The following is a 13,971-nucleotide window of genomic DNA, read 5'->3' as shown; positions in this document are numbered from 1 at the left end:
ATGAGCCTGCCCACACCCACCCCGACGAGCCGAGCCGTCGTCACCGGAGCTTCCTCCGGCATCGGCGCCGCTTTGGCCGAAGGTCTCGCCCGGCGCGGGTACTCGCTGATCCTGGTCGCCCGCCGCGAAGACCGGCTGCGTGAGCTGGCCGATCGCCTGGCCGCCGATTACGGGGTCACGGCGGAGATCCGCGCCGTCGATCTGTCCGATCGCGCCGAACGCGCCAAGCTCGGTGACGAACTCGCCGCCCGCGAGATCGCGGTGTTGTGCAACAACGCCGGTTTCGCCAGCTACGGCGAACTGGCGAGCGCCGATCCCGCCCGGGAACGCCGACAGGTCGAATTGAATGCCGTCGCGGTGCACGACCTCACCCTCGCGGTCCTGCCGGGCATGCTGGAACGGCGCGCGGGCGCGATCCTGATCACCGGGTCCACGGCGGGTAACCAGCCCGGCCCGAACAACGCAACCTACGCCGCGTCCAAGGCGTTCGCCAACACCCTGGCCGAATCGCTGCACGGCGAACTGGCCGGAACCGGCCTGCAGTGCACGCTGCTCGCCCCCGGCCCGGTGCGCACCGAATACGCCGAGGCAGCGGGAGTGTCGAACCTGGATCGGCTGGTACCGGCACCGCTGTGGATCAGCGCCGAAGAGGCTGCGACGCAAGCGATCACGGGCATGGCAGCCGGTCGCCGACGGGTCGTGCCAGGAGTCTTCGCCAAGGTGCAGACCGTGAGCGGCCAGTACACCCCGCGCGGTCTGGTCGGCCCGATCCTGCGCACCGTCTACCGGAAGGTGAAATGAGATGGGTTGGGAACCCGTGGCCCGCACCGTGGGCCGTTCGTTCGGATCGGATCTGCGCCGGGCGCTGACACTCGCGGATCCCCGCAAGAGCCTCTACCGCGACGCCCACTACTTCACCGCCACCGTGGAAATCGACCCCTCGCGCATGCAGCAGTGGCTGCCCGCCGGGGTGCGCCTGGCCGAACCGGCCCGCGCGGAGCTGTTCACCGCCTGGTTCCCGGACTGCAACTACGGCTCGGTCTATCACGAAGCCGGACTGTTCGTGCACATCAAGACCGTGCAGGGCACCGGAATCCACTGCCCTTGGATGATCCTGGACGACGATGTCGCCCTGATCCTCGGCCGTGAGATGCTCGGCTATCCGAAGAAGCTCGGCGAAATCACCTGGACGCTGAGCGATTCCGAGATCCAGGCCACCGCTAGCCGGCGCGGGCGCAAGCTGCTCGGCATGAGCGGGCGGCTCGGCGCGGTCATGCCCGACGCGCCGCCGATCCTGGCCCGCCCGCACCGTAACGTCACCGGCCTGACCGGACTGTTCCCCTCCTGGCTGATCGCCTTCACCCCGCGGGAGAAGGTGATCGAAGTCCGCAGCGTCGAGGACTTCACGCTGGAAGTCCAAGGCTCCGAACGTGATCCGATCGACCAGATGGGTATCGGCCGCGTCGTCCAAGCGCGCCTGCACCGCGTCGACCTCTACGGCGGCTGGGTGCCGCCGCTCCCGCTGCGACCGCTGACCCCCCTGTTCACCACGGCCCGCATGCGGCCCCGCGTCCTGTGAACGCCGGGACCGCCCCTTTCCTCAGGAGGCTCCTATGAGCATCGCCGAACGCCTCGCCACCGAGCCGGTCGCCATTCCGCGGCCGACGACCACCGCGCCGTTCGTCCGCATCGACACCTTCGACAAGGCGCTCACCGCGCCCGGCGGCTTCGGCGCACGTCTGCGCGCCGCACGCACGGCCGCACTGGATTTCCGCCGCGAATTCGCCGCCACCGGGACGCCGGACTCGGTGCGCACCCACGATCTGATCTCGCTGCCCTATCCGACGAGCTACGGGCTCTTCCGCGCGGCGGTCACCCCCACACCGTTCCTCACCATCGTCAACCGCATGCTCATCGTGCGCTGGACCGAGACCGACGGCACCGCGCGCACCCTGCTGTTCGAGCCCAGTGATCACGAACTCGACGCCTACACACCGTATTTCGCCGAACTCAATCGCTACGCACCCGGTCGGCTGCGGAATCTGTTCGTGCGCGAACACACCGATGTGCTCTCGGCCTGCCGTGCGGCCGGGGTCGATCCGGCCGAGGTGGATTATCTCGCCTTCGACCATCTGCATACCCAGGACGTCCGGCGGTGGCTCGGCACCCTGCGCCCACAGGCCGACATCAGTCCGAACGCCCCGGTGACAGCGGCCTTCGCCAACGCCAGACTGCTGGCCCAGCGCGACGAGCTCGACGCCATGGCGGATCTGCACCCGTTGCAGCGGCCCTGGTATCAGCCCGCCACCTTCGTCGACATCCCACCGGAGAAGATCCTCCCGCTCGACGGCAGCGTGCTGCTCGGCCCCGGCATCGCCCTGCTCGCCACCCCCGGCCACGCCATGGGAAATCAATCCCTCGTGCTCAATACCGACACCGGTATCTGGGCGATCAGCGAAAACGCCATCGCCGCCGAATGTCTGGTCCCCGAGCACTCGCGCATCCTCGGGCTGGCCCGCTCGGCGCGCTCCGGGGGCCACGAGGTGATCCTCAACGCCAACACCCTCGAGACCACCTACGAGCAGTACAACTCCCTGGTCATCGAGAAGACCCTCGTCGATGTCTCCCAACAGGACGCACGCTTTCCCCAGTTCTTCCCCTCCAGCGAGCTGACCGGCGCGCGCCTCAACCCCGGCACCTCCCCGACCTTCACCCACCGCGCCATCCACCACGGCGCGCCCCCAGCCACACGGTGACCACCGCACCCGCTTCCGAATTCTTCGCCGACCTCCTGAACCCGGCCCGACGCGAAGACCCTTACCCCCTCTGCGCCCGCATCCGTGAACGAGGACCCTCCGCCTCAGTCCGGCGCCGGTAATCGTGCTCTCCTCTCACCAGCACTGCACAACCATCCTGCGGCACCGCCCTGGCGCCTACCACCGTCATTACGCATCGATACCAACCCACAGCAGGTCCACGAGGTGCCAGTAGGAGGCCCCGCTGTCGAACTGCCGGAACGTGGCCGTGCCTGCTCGCAGGGATCGGCGCATCGCGAGCAGCGCTGCGAGTCCGATGAGGACGTGGATGAGATGGATGCCGGTCAACATGAATTAGAGCTGGAAGAACTGATCGGTGGACGGCCCGTGGCCGGCGGCTGGCCAGGACGTCCGGTCTTCAGTCCGTCAACGGCCGCGTGCCACAGCCTCGACAGTGCTCCGGCTGGGCGACCCGTACAGGTGGCGGAGCGAGTGAAAGCCCATCTGCTGGCGCATCTTTCCCAGCGCCGACTTTCAATGAGCCCGTTCAGACCTCGTCCTACCGCCGGCCCGGCGATGAGCACAGTTCAGTCGCTACCGAACTCGCCTGCCGTGGGAGGTCATTCGCTGATGCCGACCCGGAATGGGTGGTTTGCTCGAGGGTGCGGAGCCGGAGTCGGCGGCGTCTATCGACCGGCGACCGAGGTAGACGAGTCGGACCGGGTGGCGAGCCGGGCGACGAAAACCTGTTCCAGCAGTGCGCACAGACGGTCTCGGTCCTGGTCGCTGAGCCTGTCCAGGCCGTCTCGGGTGGCGCACATTTTCGCCCGGATCGTCTCGGTCACCTGCCACCCCTCGGGCGTGATGACGAGATTGGTGACGCGCCGGTCGGATGCGCTGGCCTCCCGGCGCACGAGGCCACGCTTCTCCAGCCGGTTGATGATCCCGGTCACGTTGGAGGCATCGCAGGCCATGGTCTCGGCCAGGGCGCGCATCGCGACGGGCCCCCGGCGCAGCACGCTCAGCGTCCTGGCCTGGCTCGCGGTGAGGTTCTCGCTCGCCGCCGCGGCTGTGAAGTCGCTGTAGTAGGTGCCGAGCGACACCGAGAGCAGCTCCATGAGCTGGGCCGTGTCGACGCGGGGAGCTTCTGCCATACGAACCACCCTATCCGCAGAAACTTGACCATCTCAAATACTTAGCTCTACGGTGGCTGCGTTGTTTGAAGTTCTCAACCATCGACTTCCTCAAGTAACTACTAGGAGCATCCAGTTGATCGATACCGCGTCCAAGGCCTCCCGCACGGCCGAGATCCTGTCCCGGCCGGTCACGCTGAACGGCCTGACCGTCCCGAACCGCATCGTGATGGCGCCGATGACGCGCATGTTCTCCCCCGGCGGCATTCCCGGTGACGACGTGCGTTCGTACTACGCCCGGCGCGCCGCCGCCGGCGTGGGCCTGATCGTCACCGAGGGGACCTACATCGGCCACGAGTCGGCGGGGCAGAGCGATCGCGTGCCGCGGTTCCACGGCGAGGAGCAGTTGGCGGGGTGGGCGCGGGTCGCCGCGGACGTCCACGCGGCGGGCGGCAAGATCGTGCCGCAGCTGTGGCACATCGGCATGGTCCGCAACCAGGGCGACGCGCCCTACCCTGACGCACCCGCTGTCGGCCCCTCCGGTATTCGTGTCGACGGCACCGAGGGTGGCAAGGCGATGACCCAGGGTGATCTGGACGACGTCATCGGCGCCTTCGCCGAGGCCGCGGCCGACGCCGAGCGCATCGGCTTCGACGGCGTCGAATTGCACGGTGCGCACGGCTATCTCCTCGACCAGTTCTTGTGGGGACGCACCAACCGCCGTGCGGATGTCTACGGCGGTGACCCCGTGGGCCGTACGAAGTTCGCGGCCGAGGTCGTCGCCGCGGTTCGCGCCGCCGTCTCGCCCGGCTTCCCGGTGATCTTCCGTTACTCGCAGTGGAAGCAGGAGGCCTACGACACGCGACTCGCCGAGTCCCCGCGGGAGCTGGAGGCGATCCTGACTCCGCTCGCCGCGGCAGGCGTGGACGCCTTCCACGCCTCCACCCGTCGCTACTGGCTCCCGGAATTCGACGACTCGGACCTGAACCTCGCCGGCTGGACCAAGAAGCTCACCGGCAAGCCCACCATCACCGTCGGCTCGGTCGGCCTCGACGGCGATTTCCTCCGTGCGTTCACGGGCCAGGGCGCCGAACTCGGCAGCCTCGACAACCTCCTCGATCGTCTGGAGCGCGACGAATTCGACTTGGTCGCTGTCGGTCGCGCCCTGCTCCAGGACCCGGAGTGGGCGTCCAAGGTCCTGGCGGGGCGGATCGACGAGCTGAAGCCGTACGACGCGGCGGCATTGAAGACGCTCAGCTAGGCCGGGCGGAAGCGCCTCGACGGCAGTGTCGGTGGGTATCGGTAGCCTCCCGTGCTGTGGAAACCGGTGAACGTATCCAAGAGCTCGCGGACCGCATCGTGGCGCTGCGCGACGCCTACTACCAGGGCTCGCCGCTGGTCGCGGACGCCGAGTACGACGCGCTCGAGGACGAGCTTCGTGCCCTGATCGGGGCGCACCCCGACCTCACGCCCGACCCGAATCCGCTGGAGCAGGTCGGCGCGCCCGCGGTGCTGCACGCGCCGGTGCGGCACTCGCGTCCGATGCTGTCGCTCGAGAAGGCGACCAAGCCGGAGCAGGTCGCGGCGTTCTTCGAACGTTTTCCCGGCCAGCCGGTGGTGGTGATGCCGAAGCTCGACGGCTTGTCCCTGGCCCTTGTCTTCGAGGACGGGCGGTTGGTGCGTGCCGTGACCCGGGGTGATGGCACCACCGGCGACGACGTCACCATGCTGGTTCGCGCGCTGGTCGACGGCGTTCCCGAGCGGATCGGCCTCTCGGGGCGGGTGGAGGTTCGTGGCGAGGCGGTGATGCTGCGTTCGACCTTCCTCGCCTACAACACCGCGCATCCGGACAAGCCGCTGATCAATCCACGCAACGCCGCCGCGGGCACATTGCGGGCGAAGGACCCGGCCACGGTCGCCGGCCGGCGCTTGCAGTTCTTCGGATTCGACCTGGACACCCCCGCCGACGCCGCCGCGGTCGACCTCGTGGAGGGGTTGGCGGCACTGGGCATCATGGGCGCGCAGATGCGGCACTGCGCCGACGCCGAGCAGGCGCAAGCCGCGATCACCGCGATCGAGCGAAGCCGCAACGAACTCGACTACGACCTCGACGGCGCGGTGCTGCGACTGGCCGACCGCGATGCCTACGCAGCGGCCGGGACGCGGTCGAACTCCCCGCGCGGCGCGCTGGCGTTCAAGTTCGCCGCCGAGGAGAAGACCACGCTGCTGGCCGAGGTGGTCTGGGACGTCGGCAAGACGGGCAAGATCGTCCCGGTCGCGTGGCTGGAGCCGGTGTTCGTGGGCGGCACGACAGTCACGAAAGCCACGCTGGCAAACCAAGAGGTGATCCGCGCCCGCGACATCAAAATCGGTGACACCGTACTGGTGCGCCGCGCGGGCGACGTGATCCCGTTCGTAGCGGGCGTGCTCGACGCCTCCAAGCGCACGGGCGAGGAACGCGAGATCGTGCCGCCCACCGCCTGTCCCTCGTGCGCGCAGCCGGTGACCGAACAGGGCAACAGCCGAGAACTGTTCTGCACCAACGCCTCCTGCCCCGCCCAGACGGTGCGCAGGCTGATCCATTGGGCGTCGCGGGCGGCGGCCGACATCGACGCCATCGGACCGGTGTGGATCGAACGCCTGGCCGAGGCGGGCATTCTGGAGAGTCCCGCGGACTTCTACACGCTGACCAAGGAGCGTCTGCTCGAGTTCGACCGCATCGGCGAGGTCTCGGCCGCGCGCATGATCGACTCGATCGATGCCAGCCGCCAGGTCGGCCTGCGTCGCGCGCTGATCGGCCTGGCGATCCCGATGGCCTCCGATGGCACCGCCGCGCGCCTGGCCCGAGCGGGATTCGGCTCCCTGGAGGAGGTCGCCGACGCGGGCGAGGAACGGCTCGTGGCGGTGGAGGATATCGGACCGAAGGTCGCCGCCTCCCTGGTCGAGCATCTCACTCGCCTGCGCCCGGAATTGGAGCGGCTGCGCGCCGCGGGTGTCTGTCTGGATGTGCGCGAAGAGGACCTGCCCCCGGTCGTCGCGGCGGGCGCGCCCCTGGCGGGCAAGGCGGTGGTGATCACCGGCGCCATCAGCGACCCGCGCTCCGGCGAAAAGGTCGCCCGGCCGACATTCCAACGCCTGTGTGAGAAGGCGGGCGCGACGGTGGCGTCCTCGGTGTCGGCGAACACCGACCTGCTCGTCACCGGCGCGGGAGTCGGTGAGAGCAAGCTGGCCAAGGCGGAGAAACTCGGCGTCGAGGTCATCGACCAGGGCGAGATCTGGCAGCGGCTGATCGACGCCAAGGTCGTCTAGGCCCGACCCGGGGGCAATGCGCGTACGCTTGTCTTCTACACCGATCAGTAGGGTGTGCCACCGGTTAGCCGGGAGGCCGAGATGCTTAGCACCACCGAGCAGTTCAGCACCGAACGCGCCCCATGCGGGAAACTGCGGGGCGGGGCTCGCCACCGGGAAAACGACGACGCGGGCCTGGTCATCGATGACCTGCGTTACGACTGCGGCTGCCGCAGGATTCGACACGAATTCCACGACGGCAGCGTTCGGATCAAAACCGTCCGCCACGACGGCAAGGTCCTGATGGACGAGCACAGCGCCGACTTCGAGGCCTGACCGACGACGCCCGGGTGGTGCCACCATGACCGCTTCGCACGATGTAGTGATCGTTGGCGGGGGCGGCGCGGGCCTGCGTGCGGCCATCGCCATCGCGCAAGACAACCCCCGGTTGAGTATCGCGATCGTTTCCAAGGTCTATCCGATGCGCAGCCACACCGTCTCCGCCGAGGGTGGCGCGGCCGCTGTCGCTGATCCCGGCGACAGCCTCGACGAGCACGCACACGACACGGTCTCCGGCAGCGATTGGCTCTGTGACCAAGACGCTGTCGAGGCCTTCGTCCAGGAAGCACCGCGCGAGCTGCTCCAGCTGGAACATTGGGGCTGTCCATGGAGCCGCAAGCCGGATGGGCGCATCGCGGTACGCGCGTTCGGCGGCATGACGAACAACCGCACCTGGTTCGCGGCCGACAAGACCGGCTTCCACATGCTGCACACGCTGTTCCAGACCGCACTGTCGTATCGAGACATCGTCAGGTACGACGAGTGGTTCGCCACGACATTGCTCGTCGACGAGGGCAAGGTGTGCGGCATCGTCGCCATCGAACTGGCCACCGGACGCGTCGAAACCATTCTCGCCAGCGCTGTCATCGTGTGCACCGGCGGCTGCGGCCGGGTGTATCCGTTCACCACCAACGCCAATATCAACACCGGCGACGGTATGGCCTTGGCCTACCGGGCGGGAGCGCCGCTCAAGGACATGGAGTTCGTCCAGTACCACCCGACCGGGCTTCCATTCACGGGCATCTTGATCACCGAAGCGGCGCGCGCGGAGGGCGGCTGGCTGCTCAACAAGGACGGTTACCGCTACCTGCAGGATTACGACCTCGGGACGCCCGCACCGAAGCCGGTGATGCGAAGCATGGAACTCGGGCCGCGTGACCGGCTGTCGCAGGCCTTCGTGCACGAGCTGGACAAGGGCCGGACCATCGGCACGCCGTACGGACACGTCGTCCACCTCGACCTACGCCACCTCGGCGCGGCTCTCATCGACACGAAACTGCCGTTCGTGCGCGAGCTGTGCTCGAAGTACCAGAACATCGATCCGGTCCGGGAGCTGATCCCGGTTCGCCCGGTCGTCCATTACATGATGGGCGGCATCCATACCGACATCCACGGCGCGACACCCCTGGACGGCTTGTACGCCGTAGGTGAGACCGCCTGCGTCAGCATCAACGGCGCCAATCGGCTCGGGTCGAATTCCCTGCCCGAGTTGCTGGTCTTCGGCGCGCGAGCCGGTCACGCCGCCGCCGAGTACGCGAGCTCCGCCAAGACCCGCGAGACACCGGCGGTCGTGGCGCGCGGACGCACCGAACAGGACCGGCTGGAACAGCGACTGGCCCAGCATGCCGAGGGATCCGAACGCATCGCCCAAATCCGCACCGAGATGCAAGAGACGCTGGAGACCGGTGCCGGGATCTACCGGGACGGCGCCTCCCTCACCGCGGCGGCCGACAAGGTGCGCGAGCTTCGCGAACGGTTCGGCAGCGCGCACCTCGACGACCACAGCCGGGCGTTCAACACCGAACTGGTGGCGATGCTGGAGCTGTCCTGCATGCTCGACGTGGCGGAATGCATCGTCGCATGCGCGCTGGCGCGGGAGGAATCCCGTGGCGCGCACCAACGGACCGATTTCCCCGCCAGGGACGACCAGCGATTCCTGGCCCATTCGCTGATCCATCGGCAGCCGGACGGTCCTGGCCGCGTCTCGTACCTGCCGGTGACGATTACCCGCTGGCCTCCGGCCGAACGCGTATATGGGAGGTGATGGCGATGGCGGACCGGATAACCCTGCAGGTCGCGCGCTACCGACCGGATCGAGACGACGAACCGGTCCCGCAGTCGTACGAGGTTCCGCTGCGCAAGGAATGGACGGTGCTCGACGGCCTCAACTACATCAAGGACGACCTCGACGGGACGGTGTCGTACCGGTGGTCGTGCCGGATGGGCATCTGCGGTAGTTGCGGCATGACCGTCAACGGCGAGCCACAGCTGAGTTGCGCCACTTTCCTCACCGACTACGCGCCCGGGCCCGTGCGGGTCGAGCCATTGCGCAACTTCCCGGTGATCCGGGATCTCGTCGTGGAGATCAGCGACTTCATGCAGAAGCTGACGGCGGTAGAGCCATGGCTGATCAGGGAGGAACACCGGCCGCCCGAGGACGGCGAGTACCTGCAAACACCGTCCGAAATGGACGATTACAGCAAATACAGCATGTGTATCAACTGCATGCTCTGCTACTCGGCCTGTCCCGTCTACGCGCTCGAGCCCGAGTTCCTCGGTCCGGCGGCGATCGCGCTGGCCCAGCGCTACAACCTCGACTCGCGTGACGAGGGAGCCGCGGATCGGCGGGACGTGCTCTCTTCTCCGGAGGGAGTATGGTCCTGCACCTTGGTCGGCGAGTGCAGCACTGCCTGCCCCAAGGGGGTCGACCCGGCCGGGGCGATCCAACGCTACAAACTGACCGCGGCCACGCAATCGCTGCGCGATCTCCTCATGCCTTGGCGGGCCCGATGACCACGGCGCCGCAGTTGTACCGAAAGCCGGTCCCCACGTTCTGGTGGGTGCGACGCCGCTCGTACCTGCTCTTCGTTCTGCGCGAACTCAGCAGCGTGTTCGTCGCCTGGTTCGTGGTGTATCTGCTGCTCCTCGTCCACGCGGTCAGTTCGGGAAGCGCGGAGTATCAACGGTTTCTGAGCTGGAGCTCCGGAGGGTGGGTGGTCGCGCTGAACACGATCGCCCTGCTGTTCGTGCTACTGCACACGGTCACCTGGTTCGGCCTCGCGCCCAAGGCGATGGTCGTGCGGGTTCGGAACCGGCGCGTCGCACCGGCCGCGATCGTTGGGGCGCACTATCTGCTGTGGGGTCTGCTGACGGCGATCGTGCTGTGGGTGGTGCTGCGATGACGAACAGAAGATCCCCGGAACCGTTGGCGTGGTTGCTGTTCAGCGCCGGCGGGATGGCCGCCGCGCTGCTCGTGCCGGTGCTGCTGTTCCTGTTCGGCCTCGCCTTTCCCCTGGACTGGCTGCCCGCGCCGGACCACGCAGACCTGCTCTCGGTGTTGCGTCATCCCGTCACCCGGCTGGTCCTTTTCGGCCTCTGCGCGCTGGCTCTGTTCCATTGGGCACACCGCTTCCGGTACACGCTGACACACGGCTTGCGGCTCGAGCGGTTCAGCGCGTTGATCATCGCGGTCTGCTACGGCGGCGCCGTCATCGGCTCGGTAGTCGCCGCGTACTTGCTGCTGCGCGCCTAGACACCCCCGGACGTCGATCGACATCGGTGAATTACCGCCGTGCCATGCTGGGAATGGCGGGGCGGCGCCTCGAACCGAGTTCACCGTCAGACCAGCTTCCAAAAGTTGTGGCGGGCAAAGCATTGTCGACTGGCAGCGAGCCGAACAGCGCAGCAGATTGTCGGTGCCCGACCCTACAGTGCCTGGACATGACAGCTCGCGACGGCGAATCGGCGTTCGGCAACCATTTCCAGGACGGATATCTCGTGAGCCCGGGCCCCGGCTCCTCCCCGTCCTTCCAGCAGTACGTGGCGGCGGCCCGGAGCGGCGCACTCGAGGACCTGCTCTCGTTCGACTCGACGGACGACGACGCGGACTGCCTGGACGAACTGGCCTACAAACTGCTCAGTGTCGCAGTGGATTTCGGCCACACCGAGGCCGAGGACCTCATCGACGACCTCCTGTTCGGCTCCTCCCTCGCCTACGACGACGACCGATTCGCGCAGGGCAACGCCCACTTCGAACTCGGCCTCGCCTACCTCGTCGGAACAGACGGCCTCCCAGCGGATCTCGACAAGGGCAGAGCCCACCTCGAGAAGTCACACGCATGCCAGTGGCCACGGCACGTGCAGCAGGGAGAGGTGCTGCTGGACGAGGCCCGCGCCATCCTGTCCGCTCCCCAGCTCGCAGTGTTCGACGAGGTGTATCGCCCGCAGGTGAATCCGTCCCGGGACGGGCTACCTCCCCGAAACTAGCCTCGGGTACCCGGTCGCTGGACTGCACGCGGCCGGGGCCGGAAGCCGCTACGTCGCGCCGCATGGAAATCGACGGGACCTACAGGCAGGAATCGTCCACGAGATCCCGCGCTTGCGCTTCCCCCAGCGACAGCCCGGTAGATGAGCCGAAGTTCTTGGCCGCCTGGACAATTGGCCCGCCGAGGCACCGTTCACGTCGGTCCGTCTGCGGAAGCCGCGGCGGTGCCGGTGCCGAGCAAGACGAAGCCGGTGCCGCTCAGCAAACGTTCGTCGAGCAGATTTCGGGTATCCACGATCACGGCACGGTCGACATCGGCGGCGAGCCTGGTCCAGTCGAGCGAACGGAATTCGGGCCACTCGGTGAGGATGACGATCGCACCGGCGCGTTTCGCCACCAGGTACGGATCGTCCACCACGCGAATGCCGTCGAGGTCGGCGGCGACCGACCGAGGCACACACGGGTCGTAGGCGGTGACCGCGGCGTCGTGATGGGACAGTTGCCGCGCGATCGCGACGGCGGGGGAATCACGCAGGTCTCCCGTCCCGGCCTTGAACGCGAGGCCGAGCACGCCGATCCGGGTCCCCGACAGCGAGCCGTCGACGGCACCGGTGACCGCGCGGCGGATCTTGCGCATCACCATCGCGTGCTGATGGTCGTTGGCGCGCAACGCGTCCCGGACCACGGCGAAGTCCACGCCCGCTGCCTCCGCGGCCCGCAGGAGCGCGCGTGTGTCCTTGGGCAGGCACGAGCCGCCCCAGCCGGGACCAGGCGCGAGGAACGCCGGACCGATCCGGTCGTCCATGCCCATCGCGTCGGTGACCTTGGTGATGTCGGCGCCGACCCGCTCGCACAGTTCGGCGAGCGTGTTCACGAACGAGAGCTTGACCGCGAGAAACGCGTTGCTCGCGTACTTGGCGAGTTCCGCGCTGGCCGTATCCGATCGCAGCACCGGCGCGTCCGTTCCGGCGTACAGCGCCGCGACACGGTCGGCCGATTCGCGGTCCCGCTCCTCCACACCGATGAGGACGCGGTCGGGATGCAGGAAGTCGTGCACCGCGTGGCCCTCACGGAGGAATTCGGGATTGCTGACAACCGCGGGCAGACCGAACAGCGCCGGAATCCGAGCCGCCGTCCCCACCGGAACGGTGGACTTGGTGACGAGCACGCAATCCGGCGGCAGGACCGCGGTCAGGGTCTCGAGCGCGTCCTCGACCACGCCGAGGTCGGCCGTACCGGCGGTGCCCATGGGAGTCGGTAGGCACAGCAGGACCACTTCGCATTCGTGCAGCGCCCCCGGATCCGAGGTGAAGAAGAGCCGGTTCTCTGCGAGCCCCTCCCGCACCAGTTCGGGCAGGTCGGGCTCGACGATCGAGACCGTCCCCGCGCGCAGCGCCGCGATCTTGGACTCGTCGTTGTCGACGCAGACCACGTGATGTCCCAGATGCGCTAGGCACGCGGCACTGGTGAGTCCCACGTACCCGGCGCCGACGACTCCGACGCGACTACCCATGGCGCACCTTCTCTCCGAGCAATCCGGCCGCGGCCGCGAGCACCTGTTCGGGTCGCAGCATGAGCAGTCCGGGGTCCGGGCGGTCGGCGTGCGGATCGCCGATGTCCCCGGCCCATAGCGCCACATGATCTTTCGCGGTGAGCGGCGGCCCCCACCGGTTCGGCGGTGTCGGGCCGAACAGCAGGACCGACGGTGTGCCGAAGGCGGTGGCGAGATGGCCCACGCCGGTGTCGCCGCACACCACCAGCGCCGCGTCGGCCACCAGCGCGGCGAGTCGCGCGAGGTCGGTGCGTCCGGCGTACACCGCCGAGGGCGGTAGGCCCGCTTGCTCGGCGACCGAGCTCGCCAAGGGGAGCTCGGCGGGCGTCCCGGTGATCACCACCCGGTGGCCGTCTGCGCCGAGTTCCCGAGCCACGCGCGCGAAACGTTCGGCGGGCCAGCGACGGGCGGGATAGGCCGCGCCGGGATGGATCACGACCACGTCCGACTCGGGGGCTTGCTGTCGTGGCGCGGGTAACCGCAGCGCGGCGGGATCGGCGTCGATCCGCGCGGACTCCAGCAGTCGGCACCAGCGATCCACCTCGTGCATGTCGTCGCGCCACTCGGGGCCGGGCAGGTCGGGGAAATCCGGATGACGATGGCTCAGCAGGATGTCCGCATTTGTCGCGAGCAGATCGCGGATGCTCTCCGGCCCGCTGCCGTGCAGGTTGACCGCCAGCCTCGGCGGCGCTCCCGGCCAGCGGAGCGCACCGAGTCCCGCTGTCGGCAGCAGTTCGTCGACCGCGTCGACGAGATCGACCAGATCGCACAGGGACTCCGGCGCGGCAAGTACCACGCGGTCGTCCGGGAAGGCGTCGCGCAATCCGCGCAGGGCGGGCACCACGGTCAACAGATCGCCGAGGCCCAGTGCGCGCAGCACGAGGATCGAGCCGGTCAAGGCCACGATCCCTCGAACAG

Annotated in this window: 15 protein-coding genes; 11 read left to right on the top strand and 4 right to left on the bottom strand. The window is 68.2% G+C overall.

The features are described 5' to 3' along the window. Genes AB0H49_RS20015 through AB0H49_RS20005 form a run of 3 tightly spaced genes read left to right on the top strand, consistent with a single transcriptional unit; the run spans window position 1 to window position 2,756 of the window. Complete coding sequence (locus AB0H49_RS20015; protein WP_357253387.1) at window positions 1-801, top strand: SDR family oxidoreductase; 801 nt, start codon at window positions 1-3, stop codon at window positions 799-801. 1 nt (window position 802) lies between these two features. Then, the gene (locus AB0H49_RS20010; RefSeq protein ID WP_357253385.1) at window positions 803-1,579 is read left to right on the top strand and encodes an acetoacetate decarboxylase family protein; all 777 of its coding nucleotides are present in this window, start codon (window positions 803-805) and stop codon (window positions 1,577-1,579) included. 34 nt (window positions 1,580-1,613) lie between these two features. After that, window positions 1,614-2,756 carry a hypothetical protein gene (locus tag AB0H49_RS20005; RefSeq protein ID WP_357253383.1) on the top strand — a complete coding sequence of 381 codons (1,143 nt, stop codon included), beginning with the start codon at window positions 1,614-1,616 and terminating at the stop codon, window positions 2,754-2,756. Window positions 2,757-2,945: 189 nt separating this feature from the next. Here the strand turns inward: AB0H49_RS20005 and AB0H49_RS20000 are convergent, their stop codons facing one another. Both AB0H49_RS20000 and AB0H49_RS19995 read right to left on the bottom strand, forming a co-directional pair. After that, the gene (locus AB0H49_RS20000; RefSeq protein ID WP_357253381.1) at window positions 2,946-3,107 is read right to left on the bottom strand and encodes a cytochrome c oxidase subunit 3; all 162 of its coding nucleotides are present in this window, start codon (window positions 3,105-3,107) and stop codon (window positions 2,946-2,948) included. A 335-nt stretch (window positions 3,108-3,442) separates the two neighbouring features. Then, complete coding sequence (locus AB0H49_RS19995) at window positions 3,443-3,910, bottom strand: MarR family transcriptional regulator (RefSeq protein WP_357253379.1); 468 nt, start codon at window positions 3,908-3,910, stop codon at window positions 3,443-3,445. A 115-nt stretch (window positions 3,911-4,025) separates the two neighbouring features. Here AB0H49_RS19995 and AB0H49_RS19990 point away from each other — a divergent pair, with 115 nt between their 5' ends. The 8 genes from AB0H49_RS19990 to AB0H49_RS19955 all read left to right on the top strand — a co-directional run bounded on the left by AB0H49_RS19990 (window position 4,026) and on the right by AB0H49_RS19955 (window position 11,503). Then, window positions 4,026-5,150 carry an NADH:flavin oxidoreductase gene (locus AB0H49_RS19990; protein WP_357253377.1) on the top strand — a complete coding sequence of 375 codons (1,125 nt, stop codon included), beginning with the start codon at window positions 4,026-4,028 and terminating at the stop codon, window positions 5,148-5,150. 56 nt (window positions 5,151-5,206) lie between these two features. Next, the gene (ligA, locus tag AB0H49_RS19985) at window positions 5,207-7,198 is read left to right on the top strand and encodes an NAD-dependent DNA ligase LigA (protein ID WP_354999189.1); all 1,992 of its coding nucleotides are present in this window, start codon (window positions 5,207-5,209) and stop codon (window positions 7,196-7,198) included. Between the two features lie 81 nt (window positions 7,199-7,279). After that, window positions 7,280-7,513 (top strand): hypothetical protein, encoded by a 234-nt coding sequence (locus AB0H49_RS19980; RefSeq protein WP_357253375.1) that lies wholly within the window; start codon window positions 7,280-7,282, stop codon window positions 7,511-7,513. 25 nt (window positions 7,514-7,538) lie between these two features. After that, entirely contained in the window at window positions 7,539-9,281 is a 1,743-nt protein-coding gene (gene frdA / locus AB0H49_RS19975; protein ID WP_354999187.1) for a fumarate reductase (quinol) flavoprotein subunit, read from the top strand. A 5-nt stretch (window positions 9,282-9,286) separates the two neighbouring features. Continuing rightward, window positions 9,287-10,030 carry a succinate dehydrogenase/fumarate reductase iron-sulfur subunit gene (locus tag AB0H49_RS19970; RefSeq protein ID WP_357253373.1) on the top strand — a complete coding sequence of 248 codons (744 nt, stop codon included), beginning with the start codon at window positions 9,287-9,289 and terminating at the stop codon, window positions 10,028-10,030. Then, entirely contained in the window at window positions 10,027-10,419 is a 393-nt protein-coding gene (locus tag AB0H49_RS19965; protein WP_357253371.1) for a fumarate reductase subunit C, read from the top strand. The genes AB0H49_RS19970 and AB0H49_RS19965 overlap by 4 nt, the downstream gene beginning before the upstream one ends. Continuing rightward, window positions 10,416-10,769: a fumarate reductase subunit FrdD gene (frdD, locus tag AB0H49_RS19960; RefSeq protein ID WP_357253369.1), complete on the top strand. Its 354-nt coding sequence runs from the start codon at window positions 10,416-10,418 to the stop codon at window positions 10,767-10,769. The genes AB0H49_RS19965 and frdD overlap by 4 nt, the downstream gene beginning before the upstream one ends. A 188-nt stretch (window positions 10,770-10,957) precedes the next feature. Beyond that, a complete protein-coding gene (locus AB0H49_RS19955) occupies window positions 10,958-11,503 on the top strand; it encodes a hypothetical protein (protein ID WP_357253367.1) in 546 nt (181 codons plus the stop codon). Between the two features lie 191 nt (window positions 11,504-11,694). Here AB0H49_RS19955 and AB0H49_RS19950 read toward each other — a convergent pair whose 3' ends face one another. Both AB0H49_RS19950 and AB0H49_RS19945 read right to left on the bottom strand, forming a co-directional pair. Continuing rightward, window positions 11,695-13,014, bottom strand: a complete 1,320-nt coding sequence (locus AB0H49_RS19950; RefSeq protein WP_357253365.1) for a UDP-glucose/GDP-mannose dehydrogenase family protein — start codon at window positions 13,012-13,014, stop codon at window positions 11,695-11,697. Continuing rightward, window positions 13,007-13,951: a glycosyltransferase family 9 protein gene (locus AB0H49_RS19945; protein ID WP_357253363.1), complete on the bottom strand. Its 945-nt coding sequence runs from the start codon at window positions 13,949-13,951 to the stop codon at window positions 13,007-13,009. The genes AB0H49_RS19950 and AB0H49_RS19945 overlap by 8 nt, the downstream gene beginning before the upstream one ends. Between the last annotated feature and the right edge of the window lie 20 nt (window positions 13,952-13,971).

Source organism: Nocardia sp. NPDC050713 (assembly GCF_040654315.1).
Lineage (GTDB): Bacteria > Actinomycetota > Actinomycetes > Mycobacteriales > Mycobacteriaceae > Nocardia.
The sequence above is the reverse complement of the archived record's forward strand: the minus strand, read 5'-3'. Positions and strand labels throughout refer to the sequence as shown.